Here is a 16,667-nt window from a genome sequence, read left to right as displayed (position 1 = left end):
TCGCGTTTGAACGGACTCAGGCGACGCGGTTTAGATCTTTTATTTTATGCATGTCGTCGTCTCAAAACCGGGGCCACCCCGAGCGACATGCATCAGGCGACCCGGCGCAATTCTGGACGCTGAACAACCAACACATGCCTTTGATCACGCTGCAAACCCTGCCGGATTATGCCCGCCATGTGCTGGCGGCCGCGGAAAGCGCCGCCGCATTCTATCCCGTTACCGCCAGCGTGCGGTTGCCGGGACTGGAGCTGAGTGTCCACCTCGACCATGGCACGCTGGCGGAAGCCATGAGCCATGCCTTCATACCGGCCCCGGAAAATCCGTCTGCATCTGACGGCTGCCGCATTTTCGTCGCCCACCCGGGCATCGATGGCGTCCTCGCCCCGGCCACCTGGGGCCGAGGCGATTACAACCATCATGCCTTTGCCAACCGGCTGGAAGAGGCCGGATTGCGCGGCAGCTACTATCATGACCTCGATTTCTGGCAGTTCCATGATCCGCAACGCCATGTCGGGGCGCAGCTGATGATGTCGGCCGACGCCTTTCCGCCATGGGAACAGGCGGCGCCGCTGCGCGCCTTCCTGCATTGGGAATATGCGGCGCGCGGCATGCGGCTTACCCATGCCGGCACGCTGGGCATCGATGGCAAGGGCGTGTTGCTGGCGGGCTCCGGGGGAGCCGGAAAATCGGGAACAGTCGTCGCCGGCCTGCTCAATGGGCTCGATAGCGTCGGCGACGACTATGTGCTGATCGACCGGACCGAGGGCGTGACGGCCTATCCGCTGTTTGCCACGCTCAAGCAGGATCCGGAGGGCTTCAAGCGGCTGAAGCTGGAGGGTCGGCTAAAGTCGTACCAACCGCTGAACTGGCAAGGCAAGCATGCCTTTCGCATCGACGAGATCGCGCCTCGACCACCTCCTGCAAGTCTGGACATTATTGCTTTGATAGTGCCCCATATCAGGGGAGGTGCGAGAAGCTCGGTCATGCCCATATCGCGCAAGGATGCCATGATCGCCTTGGCCCCGTCAGGAATCGTGCAGATGCCGGGCGAGCGGGAAGCGGGCTTTCGCTTTTTCAGCGAGCTTACCCGCGATCTGCCATGCTACCGGCTGTCGCTGGGGACCGAGCCGCGCGAGATCGCCGGCACGATTGCGGATTTCGTCCTTCGGGGCGCTGCATGAAGTTGAGCATCATTGTGCCGGTGTACAATCGGGAGATCTATGTCGTTTCGACGTTGCGGTCCCTGCTCAGGCAACGCGACGATGCCGATCTCGATATCATCGTTGTCGACGACGGCTCGACGGACAGCTCCGTTGAAGCAGTCCGCGCCATCATGCGGGAAGCGTCGTGCATCCGCCTGTTCCAGCAGGCAAACCAGGGCGTGGCCAACGCGCGCAACACAGGGCTGAGGCAGTTGCTGCCGCAAACCGAACTGGTGTCGTTCCTGGATTCGGACGACGTCTCGCCGGCTGGACGATTCAAGGCTGGCCTACCCCTGTTCGCGGCCGACCCTGCGCTCGAGCTGACCTACTCGCTGATGACGCGCGTCGATCTCATGGACGACGAAACCCTGCAGCCGGCACGGGGCGGCGCAGGTCCCACCGTGCGCGGCGTCAGCCTTAGCGCCGGGATACTCCGCAGGGCACTCATCGACCGTACAGGTGCTTTCGACGAGGAGTTCCGGCAGGGCGAAGACGCCGACTATCTGCTGCGCATTTTCGAAACCAGCCCAAAGCACATTTTTCCCGACACCGTCGCGGTATACTACCGGCGCCACCCCGGCAATTTGACCAAGCAAAGGGATGTGGCGGTGCGCGAATATCTGCGTGTGATTCAGAAATCCTTGCGGCGGCGCAAGGCCGATCCGTCGCGGCGCCCGGTCGAGGGGCTTTTCGAGATCAAGCGCCCGGCAGAGTGGTGAAAGAATGAATAGATCACAGCCTGGAATGCGTGCGTGAAGCTGAGCGTGATCATGCCGGTCTACAACCGCGAACGCCATGTCGGCTCGGCGCTGCGCTCGCTGCTGAGGCAGCGCGATGCCGCCGATCTCGACATCATCGTTATCGATGACGGTTCGACCGACAGTTCGGTGGCGGTCGTGCGCTCGCTGATCGCGGAGGCGCCGTGCATTCGCCTTTTCCAGCAGCAGAATGCCGGGGTGACGCGGGCACGCAACGCGGGCTTGCGGCAATTGCTGCCGCAGACCGGGCTGGTATCGTTTCTCGATTCCGACGACATTTCCCCGCCGGGCCGCTTCAAGGCGGATCTGACCTGTTTCGACGCAGACCCCACCCTCGAGCTCACCTATTCGCGCATGACGCTGGTCGACGACATAGATGACGATACGCTGGAGCCGACAGCCGACAGCCACTCGATGACGGTTCGCGGCATTCACCTGTCTCCCGCTATCTTCGTCCGGCGGTTGGTCGAACGCATCGGCAGCTTCGACGAGGATTTCCACCAGGCCGAGGACACCGACTATCTGCTGCGCACTTTCGAAAGCGGTCCGAAATTCACGATGCCCGACACTGTTGCGCTCTATTACCGGCGCCATCCCGGCAACATGACCAGGCAGGCCGATGTTCCTTTTCGCGAATTCATGCGCGCCGTCTACAAGTCGATGAAACGGCGCGAGGCCGACCGCTCCTTGCACCCTGTCGACGGCATCTTCGATTTCAAGGAACTTGCGAATTGGCGTTTCCTGTGATGGCCAGCTACGGCGTCGTCATTCCGGCCTTCAACGCGACCGCCACCATCGCCGAGACGCTGCGATCGGTCGCGGCCCAGACGGTCCAGCCCGACGCCATAATCGTCGTCGATGACGGCTCGACCGACGATACGGTCGCGGTGGTCAATGCGCTGGGCATGCCGGTGCAGGTGTTGCGCCAGGACAATGCCGGACCAGGCAGCGCCACCACCAGGGGCATCGCCGCGCTGGCGACGCCCTTCGTCGCCACGCTCGATGCGGACGATCTGTGGCTGCCGACCAAGATCGAAAGGCAGCTGGAGCATTTCGAGCGGTTTCCCGCGACGGCAGGAGTCTTTGCCCACTGGCGGACGTTTCGCGATGACAAGCCCGATGTGCAACAGGACGTGGCCGTGGCGGGCTGGTCGCGCACGACGATGATGATCCGCCGGGAGGTAGCCGAGGCCGTCGGTCCGATCATCGACCCGCAAGGCGGTCGCGGCGACATGGTCGACTGGATCGCCCGTGTCCGCGAGGCGGGCTTTGCGCTTGCCATGCTCGACGATGTCCTAACCTTGCGCCGCATCCGGCCCGACAGCATGTCCTATGGACGCGACCCCGTGCGCGACCGCGGTTATGTCGAAGTCGTAAGGCTGGCCATGCAAAGGCGAGCAGCGAAAAAGGCGAGCGCCGACTGATGGCCAATGCCATGCGCCGTATCGGCCGTCGGTTTCCGGACTATGGTTGGTCATGGCCCACTGGCGGCCTCGACCAGTTGCTGAAGGCCGCATTGCTCCCCGATGAAGAGGCGGCCGGGGCCTATGCGGCGCGCTGGCTCGACGAGAACGATATCGACCATGCTGCTTTCCGCGAGCATCGGCTGCTGGCCGCGATCTCCGACAGGTTCGGCCGCAAGCTCGCTGGGCATCCGGCCTATCCACGTCTTGTCGGCCTGCAAAAGATGCTGTGGACCAAATCGCGACTGGCTGCGCGCGAGGCCGAGCCGGCGCTACAGGCCATGATCGACGCCGGCTGCGCGGTGATGCTTATCAAAGGCGCCAGCCGCATCGCCGTCAACGCGTCGGCGCAGCGCGGCCGGGTGGCGCATGACATCGACATACTGGTGCGCTCGCAGGCCATGATTGCCGCCTTCGATGTGCTTAGCGAACGCGACTGGCAGATCGCCACCGGCGTCAGTCCGCAATATCTGCGCACCAGGCTGGCGTCCTTGCGTTCGATGAATTTTTTCAAGGGCAGTTTCGGCGACATCGACCTGCACCAGCTCGCTTATGACGGGTCGCAGCAAAGCGCGGAAGATGATCTGGCGATCTGGCAGCGGGCGCTGTCAGCCGATTTCAATGGCGTCCGCGTGCTTGTGCCCTCTCCGGCCGACCGCATGGCGCTCGCCATCGCACATGGCGGCCTCGATGCCCACACCCACAGCGACTGGCTGGTTGACTGTGCGGTCGCCATCGAGAGTGGCGCAGTCGACTGGGGCGTGTTCGGCGACATCGTCGCCAAGCGGGGCCTCGCCGTCGCCGCGGCGGTGGCGCTCTCCTATCTCTGCCTGGAGATCGGCATTGCGGTGCCGGAGGCCGAACTTGCAAAGACGATTGAGTTGGCCGACCGCGCCGGCCTGTCGCGCTGGTCCTCGGTGCTGCAGGCCAAGCCGCGTACCGATTTCGGCGGCCTCGTTTGGCTGTCGCGCGGCTTTGCCAAGCAGTTGCGCCTCAAACGCAAAAAGGGCCGCCTGCAGCAGCCGACGCCCGCCGTCTGGCGCGGCAGGCCGACATTGCGCAAGGCAAGAGCGACGTCGGCGCCGTTTGCACTTTCCCAGCCCCTGCCGCGTCCGGACAGGACTGGAGCGATGGTGCTGGACGTCACCGTCAGGATCGTCGTTCCACCAATCCGGCGCCGCATTGAGATGGAAATCAATGCCGGCGGCGGCCATGTCGCCCGCCTGCGTTCCATGGTGATCAGCCGCGCCGGCGGCGGACGTGTGCTGCGCTTTCGCGGCAAGGTAACGGTGGACGACACCGGCCGGCCTCTGGTGATCGAGGCACGGCCATCGCGCCAGTTCCGCAACTGGGACAATGAGGCCGAAGTCGCCGCCTATGGCGCGCTGCCGTTCCAATTGCTGTCGGCAAGGTTTTCACCCACCTGAGAGCGGGTGGCTGTTTCCATGAAACGGTGAACCACTGTGGCCCTCTCAGACGCCATAGCGCTCGGTGCGGATGATTTCCGCTGATATGCCGGCGTCGATCAGCGCCTGGGCAGCCGCCGAGACGAAGGCGTTCGACCCGCAGACGAAGGCGAGCGCCGGCGGCCGCGGCAGCCGCGTGAGCGCCTGCATGACCATTGCCGTGTCGATGCGCCTCGAATAGTCGGACGGGCGCCGTACGGCCTCGCGCGTCAGCGTCAGCACCAGCTCGAACCCGTCGCGGCGGTCACCGAGACCGATCAGCTCGTCGCGGAAGATCACCTCGTCCCAGACCCGCACCGAAAACATCAGCGCCACCGGCACCGCCGATTTGCGCAAGGCTCGATGCCGCACCATCGCCATCAGCGGCACCACGCCGGAGCCGCCGCCGACCAGAAGCAGCGGCCCGCCATCCCCATCGGACCAGACGAAATGGCCGCCGAGCGGCCCGCGCAGTTCGATCTCGTCACCGACCGCGGCGACGTCGTGGAAGAAGGGCGAGACTTCACCGTCGTCGAGCTTCTCGATCGCCAGCTCGATCGTGGCGCCGCTCTCCGGCGCCGAGGCGATGGAGTAGGAGCGGCGTGCCTGGTAGCCGTCAGGCGCGGTCAGCCTGACATCGACATGCTGTCCGGCGCGATAGGCGAATGGCCGTGACAGCGCGAAGAAGAAACTGGTAACGCGTGGCGTCCGCTTTTCGATCCGGGTGATTTTCGCCGTCTGCCAGGGAGATTGCGGCGCTTCGCTCATGGATCGCCGCTATAGCGCTGCTCGCGCCACGGGTCGCCATAGATGTGATAGCCGCGCAATTCCCAGAAGCCCGGCTCGTCGCGCTCGGTGAACTGCAGCCCGTTCAGCCATTTAGCCGATTTCCAAAAATAGAGATGCGGCACCAGGAGCCGCGCCGGGCCGCCATGGTCGGCAGTGATTGGCTTGCCTTCATAAAGCAGCGCCACCATCGCCTTCCCCGCGGTGAGATCCTTGGCCGGCACGTTGGTGGTATAGCCGTCATAGCCATGCGCCAGCAGGAAGCCGGTCGGCGCTTCGATGCCGGCATCGGCAAGGATGTCGTCGACCAGCACGCCTTGCCAGGCGGTATCGAACTTGGTCCAGGCGGTAACGCAATGGATGTCGCGCGTCATCTTGGTCAAGGGCAGCGCGTTGAACTCGGCCCAGTTCCACTTCTTGATCGGGCGTGGCCCGTGCTTGAGCGTGAACGACCAGTCCTCGGTGCGCACGCGCGGCGTCGGCCCCGCCGACAGCACCGGAAAGCCCTGTTCGAGATACTGACCGGGCGGAATGCGCGCATCGGTCTCCGTCGGAGGCTTTCGACCGGAGGAAAAACCGCGAGTGACCATTTGACTGTCCGTTTTTAGCAGGCCATTGCCGGCCTGCCGTAATGTTCTCGAAGATGTCGCGGCGGGCAACAGGAATTTTGGCGGGGCCGTGAGGCAGGCCTGCCGATCGTTCAGCGAGCCCGCCGCATCATGACTCAACCGGCGGCGAAGGGTACGGCGACGAAGATTTGCGCGTCGCCCCGGTCGACCAAAAGCAGCACCGACTTCCGGCCCGATCTGCCGGCCTCGGCGATCGCCTGGTTGGCTTGCCGCGCATCCCGCACGGGCGACCGGTCGACGGCGACGATGACGTCGCCCGGCTGCAGGCCGGCATTGGCAGCTGCCTTGTCCGGATTGACGCGCTCGACCACGGCGGCCACGCTGGTTCCAATCCCAATGTCGTCAGAGGCCTCCGGTGCGCCTGAGATAGGCTGTGGCGATCTCGCGCATCCGGTTGCCGTCGAAGCTCGGCCCATGGCCGCCATGGCCGAGGCGAACAGGCAGGTCAAGGAGCCGCTGCATGGTACGGCGATAATCAGGCCGGGAGGAATCCGGCAGGTCGTCGATCAGCGTGGAATCGTAGATGGCGTCGCCGGCAAAGAACAGGCCGTCTGCCTCGTCGAACAAAGCGATCGAATCCGGCGAATGTCCGGGCAGATGCAGGACGCGGAACTGCCGGTCGCCGAGGTCGACGATGTCGCCCTCGTCCAGCGTGCGCGTCAGCGGCGCCGGCGGAATCTTGTAGTCGGCCGCCGTCCAGCCCGGCGCCGGCAATTTCGAAACGGCGCCGTCGAGATTGTTGAACATGTAGGCGTAGGTCACCTGATCGTTCATGGTCTCGAAATGCTCGGCACTGTGCCGCGGCCCGGCGCGCAGCGGAAACTCGTGCAGCGAGCCGACATGGTCGAGATGGATGTGGGTGGCGACAACAATGAGCGGCTTGCCCTCGGGCGTGTCGATCTCAGGCGCCAGCGGGCAGATGCCCATGCCGGTGTCGACCAGGAGGTCGGCGTCGCGTCCCCTGAAATGCCAGATGTTGGCGCGCACGAAATCATGCACGAACGGCTCGGTCAGCATCGTCGTGCGGTCGTCGATGATCGTCTTGCCGAACCAGTCGCCGACAACGCGCTCGCCACCAAAACGGGTGCCGCCAAAACGGCCGCCCATCAGACGAAGGGCTTTCCCACCTTGTATTTTTCCGGCACCAGCCGCTTCAGGTAAGCCATGCCCGCTTCCGACAGCTGGTTGACATCGGGCTTCATGAAATCGTCGGGCATATGGCGCGTCTTGCCGGCGACGTTCTTCAGCGGCACCTTCTTCAGCACGGTTTTCGTGCCGTCATATTGCAGCGCCACCGAGCCACCGCCTTCGCCGGCAACGGCAACCGCGAAGGCGCCGGCGTCGAAAGCCTCCTGCGCGTCGACGGCACTGATCGAGCCGACATAGCCGCGCGGCATGTAGCCAAGCGCATCGACGCGGGCGCGCTTGCCCGGCAGGCCTTCGGCGAGCGCACGTTCCAGAGCTGACGGCAGGTCGCTGCCCGACAGTTTGACGTTGCCATGCGCGTCGCGCTCGAGCTTGTCCGGCGGCACCAGGCTTTCGACCAGCGCCTTGCCGTCGGCGGTGCTGACACCTTCGGAGACGGCGACGATGCAGCGCTTGTGGCGGTCGAGCGTGGCGCGCACGTCGTCGATGAAACCGGCGGCGGAGAATGGCCGTTCCGGCACGTAGACCAGATGCGGGCCGCTGTCGGGATCGAGCTGCCAGGCTGCAGCCGCCGCGGTGAGGAAGCCGGCATGCCGGCCCATGACGATGCCGACATAGATGCCGGGCAATGCGCGGAAATCGAGATCGACGGACAGGAAGGCGCCGGCGACGAATTCGGCCGCCGAGATGAAGCCCGGCGTGTGGTCGTTTTCCTCGAGGTCGTTGTCGATGGTTTTTGGCGCATGGACGAAAGCGATGCTGCCGCCGGCGGCGTCGGTCAGGATCTGCTGCGTGCCCGACGTGTCGTTGCCACCGATGTAGATGAAAGCGTCGGCGCCGGCCTTCTTCAACCCGTTGAGGATGACTTCGCAATAGGCAGCGTCGGGCTTGTCGCGTGTCGAGCCGAGCGCGGCACTCGGCGTGCCGGCGATCAGCCGCAGCCGGTCCTCTGGGATGGCGGAGAGGTCGACATAGTTGCCGTCACGAATGCCGCGCACGCCGTGGAGCGAGCCCAGCACCTTGGCGCCGGGATGGCGCTTGCGGACTTCCAGCGTGGCCCCGACAACCGTCTGGTTGATGACGGCGGTCGGGCCGCCGCCCTGTGCGATGACAAACGTTCCAGCCATGCTCGATCTCTCCCGGCGCTGTGGTTTTCAAGGCACCTTGGCCTAGCTTGCCGCATCGCGCAACGGGAGTTTCCACCGGCGCCAAACCGCCGCACAGGATCAGACGACGACGACCGGGTTCTTCTTGGAAACGCGGCTGTAGAGGTCGATGATATCCTGGTTGATCAGGCGCACGCAGCCCGACGACATCGCCTGGCCGATGCTCGCCCATTCCGGCGAACCGTGTATGCGGTAGCCGGTGTCCTTGCCGTCCTGGTAGATGTAAAGAGCGCGTGCGCCGAGCGGGTTGGTGAGGCCGCCGGGCTGGCCGTTTTGCCACTTCACCAGTTCCGGCTTGCGCTGGATCATCTCCGGCGGCGGCGTCCAGGTCGGCCATTCCTTGCCGTACTGGATGTTGGCGCGGCCGGACCAGCGGAAGCCGTCCTTGCCGATGCCGACGCCGTAGCGGATGGCGTCGCCGCCCTCCTGCACCAGATAGAGCTTTCGCTCCTGCAGATGGACGACAATGGTGCCGGGCGCCTCGCCGGTCTCGTTGACGACGATCTGGCGGCGGAACTCCGGCTTGACCTTCTGATAGGGCACCGCCGGCACTTCGAAGCCGCCATCGTTGAGCGAAGCGTACATGACATCGGGGCCGGTGACGTTCTTGTCGACGCTGATCGCCGGACGGATCGGCCGCACCGAGCCGGTGACCGTGTCATCCAGCTGGAATTGCGGCAGCTCGAGCGTCGAAGTGCTGCAGCCGGCCATGCCGAGCAGCGTCATGGCGCCGGCCCCTGACAGGACGAAGCGGCGGGAATAGAGATGTTCGGTCTCGTTTGCGCCGCCATTTGCTGGCGGCGTCACATTCTGCGGCAACTCACGCATGCACCCAAACCCTACGCTGTCGGCGGGAAACACGGTCCGGCCGGATAGCAGGCAGTTTCGCCAAACATGGTTGAAAAAGGGTGAAGGCCCAACGACCGGCATTAAACTTGTGCCGCCAATAGCCGCAGCGGTCGGGCGAAATGGTCCGCCGTGCATTTTTGGGAGAGGGCTCTTTACATTCCTCCGCACACGAGGATTTATCCTTTTCTTTGCGCTCAAGGAGACAAAGATGTCGTTCGAAAACTGGGCCGCCTTCGCCGCCGCCTCGGCCGTGCTGCTCATCATTCCGGGCCCGACCATTCTTCTGGTCGTGTCCTATGCGCTGGGCCAGGGCTGGCGCACTGCCTTGCCGATGGCCGTCGGCGTGGCGCTGGGCGACTTCACCGCCATGACCCTGTCGATGCTGGGCATCGGCGCGCTGCTGGCCGCGTCGGCGACCGTGTTCACCATTCTGAAGCTGATCGGCGCCTGCTATCTGATCTATCTCGGGGTAAAACTGTTTCGCGCCGGCGGCGCGCTCAAAGCCGAACCACGCACAGATGCCGTCTCGGCCGCCAAGATGATGGCGCACGCCTGGCTGGTCACCGCACTCAACCCGAAGAGCATCACGTTCTTTGTCGCCTTCCTGCCGCAGTTCCTCAATCGGGAAGCCGATTTCTGGACACAGATGCTGATCTTCGAAACGACCTTCCTGGCGCTCGCCTTCGCCAATGCCTTCGGCTACGCGCTGATTGCGGCGCGCGCCCGCAACGTCGTACGCAACCCCAAGGCGATCCGCATCTTCAACCGCACCGGCGGCACGCTGCTGGTCGGCGCCGGGATCGCCACGGTGGCGATGCGCTCGGGCCATTAGGAACTGCGGAGCATCAGGGCCGATATGGCAGTAAGAGATCCATTCGGCCTAATGTTTTCGGGCGCGACCGAGGCCGGGTTTTCACCCTACAGCCAGGCCGTTCATGAATTGCAATGCTTCGTCGGCGACCCGGTCGGCTCCGTTGACCGCGCCATATCGGCGGATCCCGGTTTCGTCATGGCGCATGTCTTCAAGGGGTATCTGTTCGGCCTCGCCACCGAACGCGAGGCAACGGCGGTCGCCCAGGCATGCCATGCTGCGGCACTGCCGCTTGCCGCGACGCCGCGCGAACAGGCGCATGTGGCGGCCCTTGGCCACCTTGCCGAGGGACGCTGGCATGACGCCGCGCGCCTGCTCGAAGATATCGCCATCGACAACCCGCTCGACGCGGTGGCGTTGCAGGTCGGCCACCAGATCGACTTCTTCACCGGCAATGCCCGCATGCTGCGCGACCGTATCGGCCGCGCGCTACCGTCATGGCAGAGCGGCATGCCAGGTTATCACGCCATTCTCGGTATGCAGGCCTTCGGTCTCGAGGAGATGGGCGACTATGTCAGAGCCGAAAGTTTCGGCCGACAGGCGATCGAGATCGAGCCGCGAGACGGCTGGGCGCAGCACGCGGTCGCCCATGTCATGGAGATGCAGAGCCGGCAACGGGACGGCATCGCCTGGATGCGCGCCAATCCCGAGGCGTGGACCAAAGAGAGCTTCCTGCAGGTGCATAATTGGTGGCATCTGGCGCTGTTCCACTACGATCTCGGCGAGACCGACGAGGTGCTCAAACTCTATGACGGGCCGATCTATGGCGAGCGTTCGACGCTGGCGCTGAACATGGTCGATGCATCCGCGATCCTGTGGCGGCTTTATCTCGGCGGGGTCGATGTCGGCGACCGCTGGGCAGCGCTCGCCGCCAACTGGGCGCCAAAGGCTGGAGCCGGCAATTACGCCTTCAACGATGCGCATGCGATGATGGCATTCGTCGGCGCCGGGCTCGAAGCGTCGGCCAAGATCTTGCTCGAAGCCCAGCACGAGGCGATGCGCGGCAGCGACGACAATGCCGCCTTTACCCGGGATGTCGGCCAGCCACTGACGGAAGGCATCAAGGCATTCGGCGAGGGCAATTACAGCGAAGCGGTGCGCCTGATCCGACCGATCCGCGCCATTGCCCATCGCTTTGGCGGCAGCCACGCCCAGCGCGATGTGATTGATCTCACGCTGATCGAGGCGGCGTTGCGCGCCGGCGACACGGCGCTTGCCTGGGCGTTGACCGCCGAGCGCGCACTGGTCCGGCCGGACAGTCCGCTGTCGGCGCTGTTTTCGCAACGCGCCGCCAATTTGTCAGAGAATTGACCCGCGGCGGATCTTGTTTTAAAAACTGGCAAGCCAGATTTTTTCGAGACCCGAAAAAATTAATGGCAATGGGAGGAATGCATGTATCTCGGCCTCGATCTCGGCACGTCGGGCGTCAAGGCGCTGTTGATCGGTGCCGGGCAGAAGATCATCGGCTCCGGCCATGCTTCGCTTGACGTATCGCGGCCGCATCCCGGCTGGTCCGAACAAAACCCCGCCGACTGGATCCGCGCCTGCGAGACGGCCATCGCCGAGCTGAAAACCTCGCACCCGAAAGAGCTTGCCGCGGTCAAGGGCATCGGCCTTTCCGGCCATATGCACGGCGCCACCTTGCTCGATGCCGGCGACCAGGTGCTGCGCCCCTGCATCCTGTGGAACGATACGCGCAGCCACGCTGAGGCCGCGGCGCTCGATGCAGACCCGCGCTTTCGCCGACTCACCGGCAACATCGTCTTCCCCGGCTTCACGGGGCCGAAACTCGCCTGGGTGAAGAACAATGAGCCTGCCGTCTTCGCCAAAGTGGCGAAGGTGCTTTTGCCGAAGGATTACCTGCGGCTCTGGCTGACCGGCGAGCATATCTCAGAAATGTCCGACTCGGCCGGCACCTCCTGGCTCGATGTCGGCAAACGGCGCTGGTCCCCCGAGTTGCTTGCGGCGACATCGCTCGACGAAAGGCAGATGCCGTCGCTGGTCGAAGGCACGGAGAAGGCTGGAGCCTTGCGCGCCGAACTGGCCGCCAGCTGGGGCATAGCATCGGGCACCCCGGTTGCCGGCGGCGCCGGCGACAATGCTGCTTCGGCCTGCGGCATGGGCACGGTCGGCGCCGGCCACGCCTTCGTGTCGCTGGGCACATCCGGCGTGCTGTTTGCCGCCAACGCTTCCTACCTGCCCAATCCGGCAAGTGCGGTCCACACCTTCTGCCATGCGCTGCCCAACACCTGGCACCAGATGGGGGTCATCCTGTCTGCGACCGACTCGCTGAACTGGCTGTCGGAGATTTCAGGCAAGAAGGCCGGCGAATTGACCGCCGAACTTGGCGATGTGCTGAAAGCGCCGAGCGGGGTGTCGTTCCTGCCCTATCTCTCGGGCGAGCGCACGCCGCACAATGATTCCGCCATTCGTGGGTCCTTCACCGGACTGGCGCATGAGTCGAGCCGCGCGGTGCTGACGCAAGCCGTGCTCGAGGGCGTTGCCTTCGCATTCCGCGACAGTCTCGAAGCCCTGAAGACCGCCGGCACGATCTTGACGCGGGTAACTGCGATCGGCGGCGGCTCGCGCTCGCGCTACTGGCTGAAGGCGATCGCTACGGCGCTGCAGGTGCCCGTGGACATTCCGGCCGACGGCGATTTCGGTGCTGCCTTTGGCGCGGCGAGGCTTGGTCTGATCGCGGCGACAGGGGCTGATCCGCTGGCGGTGTGCACGGCGCCAAGGACGGATGCGACGATCGAACCGGATGTCCCGCTTGGCGGGGCGTATGCCGATGCCTATCAGCGCTACCGGGCGCTGTATCCGGCGATCAAGGGCGCCATGGCGTGAGTGAGCGGGAGGCACCCCCCTCTGCCCTGCCGGGCATCTTCCCCGCAAGGGGGGAGATCGGCAGCGTCGGCGGGTATGCCAGTCTTGTAAGGTGGGTGATTAGCGAAGGCGTGGATGCCAGCCAATCTCCCCCCTTGCGGGGGAGATGCCCGGCAGGGCAGAGGGGGGTGTCTCGCGCCACCCTTAATCGATCACTGCGCCGGCACCTTGTCCAGAAACCCGGTGACGCTCTTCAGGCGCCCATTTTCGATAACACCGATATCGGTGCCTTCGATAACCGACGGCACGCCTTCCGGCCCAAGATTCCACGAGAAGCGGATGCGGTCGCCAAACCCGTCCGGCTGGCCCCTCAGCGAGAACCGGAAGCCGGCGAAGCGCTGCTGTACGCCGTCGATCAGCTTGGCAACGCCGGCATGGCCGTCGCCTTGCATGAGCGGATCGCGGTAGCTGACGTCTTCGGTGAAGGTGGCCTTGAGCAGTTCGGCACGGCGATCCGCATCGGCCTCGTTCCAGGCGGTGATGTAGTTCTCGGCGATCGTGTTGAGGTCGGTCATGGTCTGTCTCCTTCGTTGAGTGGCTTTGACACGAGCCTTTTCACCCCAAGCGAGAGCGAAACCAATTACGCCTGAGGTAATCAGGGCGAACTATTCGAGAGAGGACAGAAATCATGAGCAGCGGATTTTTCGGCGACATCAAAGCGATCAAGTATGAGGGGCCGGATTCGACCAATCCGCTGGCCTACCGCTTCTACAATCCCGACGAGGTGGTGGCCGGCAAACGGCTGGAAGACCATCTGCGCTTCGCCGTCGCCTACTGGCATTCTTTCGCTTGGCCGGGCGGCGATCCCTTTGGCGGCCAGACCTTCGACCGGCCCTGGTTTCCCAAGGCTGGCGGCATCGACACGATGGAGCTGGCCAAGCTGAAAGCTGACGTCGCCTTCGAGATGTTCTCGCTGCTCGGCGCCCCCTATTTCTGCTTCCACGACGCCGACGTGCGGCCGGAAGGCAAGGATTTCTCCGAAAGTGCCGCGCGGCTCGACGAGATCGCCGACTATTTTGCCGCCAAGATGAAGAAGACCGGCGTCAAACTGCTCTGGGGCACGGCCAACCTGTTCTCCAACCGCCGCTTCATGTCGGGCGCCGCCACCAATCCCGATCCGGATGTCTTCGCCTATGCGGCGGCGACGGTGAAAAGCTGCATCGACGTCACCAAGCGGCTGAAGGGCGAGAATTATGTACTGTGGGGCGGGCGCGAGGGCTATGAAACGCTGCTCAACACCGATCTTGCCCGCGAGCAGGAGCAGGCCGGGCGCTTCCTCAATCTCGTCGTCGATTACAAGCACAAGATTGGCTTCAAAGGCACGATCCTGATCGAGCCGAAGCCGCAGGAGCCGACCAAGCATCAGTACGACTACGACGTTGCCACGGTCTACGGCTTCCTCAAGCGCTTCGGGCTGGAGAAGGAAGTGAAGCTGAACATCGAGCAGGGCCACGCGATTCTTGCCGGCCATTCCTTCGAGCACGAGCTGGCGCTGGCCAATGCGCTCGGCGTCTTCGGCTCGATCGACATGAACCGCAACGACTACCAGTCGGGCTGGGACACCGACCAGTTCCCCAACAATGTGCCCGAGATGGCGCTGGCCTATTACCAGGTGTTGCAGGCCGGCGGCTTCAAGACCGGCGGCACCAATTTCGACGCCAAGCTGCGCCGCCAGTCGCTCGACCCGCAGGACCTGCTGATCGGCCATATCGGCGGCATGGATTCCTGCGCACGAGGCCTCAAGGCAGCCGCCAAGATGGTCGAGGACAAGGCGCTGTCGGGTCCGCTGGCCGAGCGCTATGCCGGTTGGAACACGGCCGAGGGCAAGGCGATGCTGTCGGGCGAGCGCTCGCTGGAAGACATCGCCGAGCGCGTGGTGAAGAAGAAGATCGAGCCGCAGCCACGCTCCGGCCGCCAGGAGTTGCTGGAAAACATCGTCAACCGCTACGTCTGAGGGCGGAAAGCCGATTCGTTGTGCTCAAGGGTGGCTGGATAACATTCCGGCCGCCCCGGAATGGGGTTTGCGCAAGACCCTATCCGACGACAAGGGTTTGCCCTTTGGCGCCCCTCAATGACCTCGCTCTTGCCTTCAAACTGCCGTCACGTATCTCGTATAAGGATGCGGTTGTGGCGGGTGAAAAGGAAGGAGGCGAACCGATATGCAGCATGAACGCGAAATCGACGCCCTGCTCTCATCCGGCGAGACCGGATCGATCATCGACCGGCTGATGGCGCTGCCGCGGCCGACCGACAGCGTGAAAAACGAATGGGATCGTGCTGTCAGCAGCCGATTTGAAGTCCGTCTGGCGAGGCAGATGCGCTCGCAGATGGACGCCGGCAGCGATCGACAGAACGCAGCCTGATCTCCCTTTGTCTGTGCATGTCGTAATCCTAAAACCGCGACACACTTTTGGGCGACATGCATCAACCTCGGCGCAGCCTGACCGGGGCTTCGCCGAACGCTCTTGAAAACGCTCTGGAAAATGCCGCGGCGGACGAGAACCCCGTCCGCCCGGCAATATCCGCCATGGCGATCCGCGTGTCGACCACCAGCCGCCGCGCCGCGCCCAGCCGCAGCCTGAGATAATATGCGCCCGGCGTCTCGCCGATCGACTTGCGAAAAATGCTCTCCAATGTCCGCGCCGTCACCCCGGCGCGTTTTGCCACCGCGTCGATGGTCAGCGGCTGGTCGACATGCGATTCCATCAGCCGGATAGCCTGCGCCAGACGCGGGTCGTAGCCGTCGAGCCGGCCGAGCGAGACCAGCGGCTGCGCGTCGGTCGCGGCACGCGCCTGGTCGTAGATGAAGACGCTGGCGACATCGAGCGCGACGGCCATGCCAAGCCGGGTGCGGATCAGATGCAGCATCAGGTCGAAGGTCGGCGACGCCCCGCCCGAGGTGAACACCGGTCCGTCGATGACGTAGCGGTCCGGACGCACGTCGACGCCGGGAAAGGCGGAGGAAAAATCCTCCATGTCTTCCCAATGGGTGGTGGCGCTGCGGCCTTCGAGGAGGCCGGCGCGCGCCACCAGCCATGTGCCGGCCTCGATGCCGCCGCAGGCGCGAGCCGCGCGGGCCGCTCGCCGTAATCCGGAAAGCAGAGCCGATGTCGCGTAATTCTGGGTGCCGAAGCCGGCGACGACGACAAGCACGTCGGTCGGCTCGGCCGCATCGAAGCGGCCCCTGACCGCCACCGGCAGGCCGCATGTGGTGACCGGCGCCTCGCCGGTGACCGAGACCAGTTTGAAATCGAACAGCGTCTCGCCGGAAATGCGATTGGCGGCGCGCAGCGGGTCGACGGCCGACGCCACGCACATGATGGACGAGCCTGAAAACACCAGCAGCGTCACCTTGAGCGGCGATCGCTCGGCGCGAAAGATGGTCGGTTTTTCGCTTTTGATCATGAGAGCTTCGTAAATCGCAAAACAGTTTCCGGCAAGTCGGGCATTGTTGGGTCTGTTT

General features: G+C 64.3%; 18 protein-coding genes. 10 read left to right on the top strand and 8 right to left on the bottom strand.

Going from position 1 to position 16,667, the window contains the following annotated elements; translation table 11 throughout:
- Positions 1–134 precede the first annotated feature (134 nt).
- The 5 genes from NKJ75_RS24325 to NKJ75_RS24305 are packed head-to-tail and all read left to right on the top strand — an operon-like array spanning position 135 to position 4,853.
- Entirely contained in the window at positions 135–1,184 is a 1,050-nt protein-coding gene (locus NKJ75_RS24325; protein WP_023694258.1) for a hypothetical protein, read from the top strand.
- On the top strand, positions 1,181–1,924 hold the full coding sequence (locus NKJ75_RS24320) for a glycosyltransferase family 2 protein (protein WP_023668880.1): 744 nt from the start codon (positions 1,181–1,183) through the stop codon (positions 1,922–1,924). Before NKJ75_RS24325 ends, NKJ75_RS24320 begins: the two co-directional genes overlap by 4 nt.
- Before the next feature lie 33 nt (positions 1,925–1,957).
- A complete protein-coding gene (locus NKJ75_RS24315; protein WP_023668879.1) occupies positions 1,958–2,710 on the top strand; it encodes a glycosyltransferase family 2 protein in 753 nt (250 codons plus the stop codon).
- The gene (locus tag NKJ75_RS24310) at positions 2,695–3,387 is read left to right on the top strand and encodes a glycosyltransferase family 2 protein (RefSeq protein ID WP_245260052.1); all 693 of its coding nucleotides are present in this window, start codon (positions 2,695–2,697) and stop codon (positions 3,385–3,387) included. The genes NKJ75_RS24315 and NKJ75_RS24310 overlap by 16 nt, the downstream gene beginning before the upstream one ends.
- Positions 3,387–4,853, top strand: a complete 1,467-nt coding sequence (locus NKJ75_RS24305) for a nucleotidyltransferase family protein (protein WP_023715523.1) — start codon at positions 3,387–3,389, stop codon at positions 4,851–4,853. Before NKJ75_RS24310 ends, NKJ75_RS24305 begins: the two co-directional genes overlap by 1 nt.
- 45 nt (positions 4,854–4,898) lie before the next feature.
- Here the strand turns inward: NKJ75_RS24305 and NKJ75_RS24300 are convergent, their stop codons facing one another.
- From NKJ75_RS24300 to NKJ75_RS24275, 6 genes are all read right to left on the bottom strand, one after another.
- The gene (locus NKJ75_RS24300) at positions 4,899–5,639 is read right to left on the bottom strand and encodes an FAD-binding oxidoreductase (protein ID WP_023702520.1); all 741 of its coding nucleotides are present in this window, start codon (positions 5,637–5,639) and stop codon (positions 4,899–4,901) included.
- Positions 5,636–6,247 carry a sulfite oxidase-like oxidoreductase gene (locus tag NKJ75_RS24295; RefSeq protein ID WP_023684287.1) on the bottom strand — a complete coding sequence of 204 codons (612 nt, stop codon included), beginning with the start codon at positions 6,245–6,247 and terminating at the stop codon, positions 5,636–5,638. The genes NKJ75_RS24300 and NKJ75_RS24295 overlap by 4 nt, the downstream gene beginning before the upstream one ends.
- Before the next feature lie 134 nt (positions 6,248–6,381).
- Positions 6,382–6,606: a PDZ domain-containing protein gene (locus NKJ75_RS24290; protein WP_023702519.1), complete on the bottom strand. Its 225-nt coding sequence runs from the start codon at positions 6,604–6,606 to the stop codon at positions 6,382–6,384.
- Positions 6,607–6,628: 22 nt separating this feature from the next.
- On the bottom strand, positions 6,629–7,393 hold the full coding sequence (locus NKJ75_RS24285; RefSeq protein WP_031209742.1) for an MBL fold metallo-hydrolase: 765 nt from the start codon (positions 7,391–7,393) through the stop codon (positions 6,629–6,631).
- On the bottom strand, positions 7,393–8,559 hold the full coding sequence (locus NKJ75_RS24280; protein ID WP_352500300.1) for a diphosphate--fructose-6-phosphate 1-phosphotransferase: 1,167 nt from the start codon (positions 8,557–8,559) through the stop codon (positions 7,393–7,395). The genes NKJ75_RS24285 and NKJ75_RS24280 overlap by 1 nt, the downstream gene beginning before the upstream one ends.
- A 99-nt stretch (positions 8,560–8,658) precedes the next feature.
- Positions 8,659–9,426, bottom strand: coding sequence for a L,D-transpeptidase (locus tag NKJ75_RS24275; protein WP_352500299.1), 768 nt, complete (start codon positions 9,424–9,426; stop codon positions 8,659–8,661).
- Positions 9,427–9,655: 229 nt separating this feature from the next.
- Here NKJ75_RS24275 and NKJ75_RS24270 point away from each other — a divergent pair, with 229 nt between their 5' ends.
- The 3 genes from NKJ75_RS24270 (at position 9,656) to xylB (ending at position 13,165) form a co-directional block, all read left to right on the top strand.
- Entirely contained in the window at positions 9,656–10,279 is a 624-nt protein-coding gene (locus NKJ75_RS24270; protein ID WP_023694251.1) for a LysE family translocator, read from the top strand.
- 24 nt (positions 10,280–10,303) lie between these two features.
- Positions 10,304–11,629, top strand: coding sequence for a tetratricopeptide repeat protein (locus tag NKJ75_RS24265; RefSeq protein ID WP_023834409.1), 1,326 nt, complete (start codon positions 10,304–10,306; stop codon positions 11,627–11,629).
- Between the two features lie 81 nt (positions 11,630–11,710).
- A complete protein-coding gene (xylB, locus tag NKJ75_RS24260; protein ID WP_023834408.1) occupies positions 11,711–13,165 on the top strand; it encodes a xylulokinase in 1,455 nt (484 codons plus the stop codon).
- Between the two features lie 191 nt (positions 13,166–13,356).
- On the opposite strand, the gene NKJ75_RS24255 is transcribed toward xylB, so the two are convergent.
- Positions 13,357–13,719, bottom strand: coding sequence for a nuclear transport factor 2 family protein (locus NKJ75_RS24255; protein WP_023834407.1), 363 nt, complete (start codon positions 13,717–13,719; stop codon positions 13,357–13,359).
- A 113-nt stretch (positions 13,720–13,832) separates the two neighbouring features.
- On the opposite strand from NKJ75_RS24255, the gene xylA reads away from it, so the two are divergent.
- Together xylA and NKJ75_RS24245 are read left to right on the top strand one after the other, a co-directional pair.
- A complete protein-coding gene (gene xylA / locus NKJ75_RS24250; protein WP_023834406.1) occupies positions 13,833–15,158 on the top strand; it encodes a xylose isomerase in 1,326 nt (441 codons plus the stop codon).
- Between the two features lie 205 nt (positions 15,159–15,363).
- Complete coding sequence (locus tag NKJ75_RS24245; RefSeq protein WP_023668865.1) at positions 15,364–15,567, top strand: hypothetical protein; 204 nt, start codon at positions 15,364–15,366, stop codon at positions 15,565–15,567.
- Between the two features lie 61 nt (positions 15,568–15,628).
- Here NKJ75_RS24245 and NKJ75_RS24240 read toward each other — a convergent pair whose 3' ends face one another.
- Positions 15,629–16,609 (bottom strand): GlxA family transcriptional regulator, encoded by a 981-nt coding sequence (locus NKJ75_RS24240; protein WP_352500297.1) that lies wholly within the window; start codon positions 16,607–16,609, stop codon positions 15,629–15,631.
- Positions 16,610–16,667 lie beyond the last annotated feature (58 nt).

Origin of the sequence: Mesorhizobium sp. M0058, from assembly GCF_040323095.1 — a bacterium.
Taxonomy (GTDB): Bacteria; Pseudomonadota; Alphaproteobacteria; order Rhizobiales; family Rhizobiaceae; genus Mesorhizobium.
The sequence above is the reverse complement of the archived record's forward strand: the minus strand, read 5'-3'. Positions and strand labels throughout refer to the sequence as shown.

Bases quoted from the DNA above. Each gene is read 5' to 3' on its own strand.
- NKJ75_RS24325 (WP_023694258.1), top strand. From the start codon at position 135: ATGCCTTTGATCACGCTGCAAACCCTGCCGGATTATGCCCGCCATGTG.
- NKJ75_RS24320 (WP_023668880.1), top strand. From the start codon at position 1,181: ATGAAGTTGAGCATCATTGTGCCGGTGTACAATCGGGAGATCTATGTC.
- NKJ75_RS24305 (WP_023715523.1), top strand. From the start codon at position 3,387: ATGGCCAATGCCATGCGCCGTATCGGCCGTCGGTTTCCGGACTATGGT.
- NKJ75_RS24300 (WP_023702520.1), bottom strand. From the start codon at position 5,639: ATGAGCGAAGCGCCGCAATCTCCCTGGCAGACGGCGAAAATCACCCGG.
- NKJ75_RS24295 (WP_023684287.1), bottom strand. From the start codon at position 6,247: ATGGTCACTCGCGGTTTTTCCTCCGGTCGAAAGCCTCCGACGGAGACC.
- NKJ75_RS24285 (WP_031209742.1), bottom strand. From the start codon at position 7,393: ATGGGCGGCCGTTTTGGCGGCACCCGTTTTGGTGGCGAGCGCGTTGTC.
- NKJ75_RS24280 (WP_352500300.1), bottom strand. From the start codon at position 8,559: ATGGCTGGAACGTTTGTCATCGCACAGGGCGGCGGCCCGACCGCCGTC.
- NKJ75_RS24275 (WP_352500299.1), bottom strand. From the start codon at position 9,426: ATGCGTGAGTTGCCGCAGAATGTGACGCCGCCAGCAAATGGCGGCGCA.
- NKJ75_RS24270 (WP_023694251.1), top strand. From the start codon at position 9,656: ATGTCGTTCGAAAACTGGGCCGCCTTCGCCGCCGCCTCGGCCGTGCTG.
- NKJ75_RS24265 (WP_023834409.1), top strand. From the start codon at position 10,304: ATGGCAGTAAGAGATCCATTCGGCCTAATGTTTTCGGGCGCGACCGAG.
- xylB (WP_023834408.1), top strand. From the start codon at position 11,711: ATGTATCTCGGCCTCGATCTCGGCACGTCGGGCGTCAAGGCGCTGTTG.
- NKJ75_RS24255 (WP_023834407.1), bottom strand. From the start codon at position 13,719: ATGACCGACCTCAACACGATCGCCGAGAACTACATCACCGCCTGGAAC.
- xylA (WP_023834406.1), top strand. From the start codon at position 13,833: ATGAGCAGCGGATTTTTCGGCGACATCAAAGCGATCAAGTATGAGGGG.
- NKJ75_RS24245 (WP_023668865.1), top strand. From the start codon at position 15,364: ATGCAGCATGAACGCGAAATCGACGCCCTGCTCTCATCCGGCGAGACC.
- NKJ75_RS24240 (WP_352500297.1), bottom strand. From the start codon at position 16,609: ATGATCAAAAGCGAAAAACCGACCATCTTTCGCGCCGAGCGATCGCCG.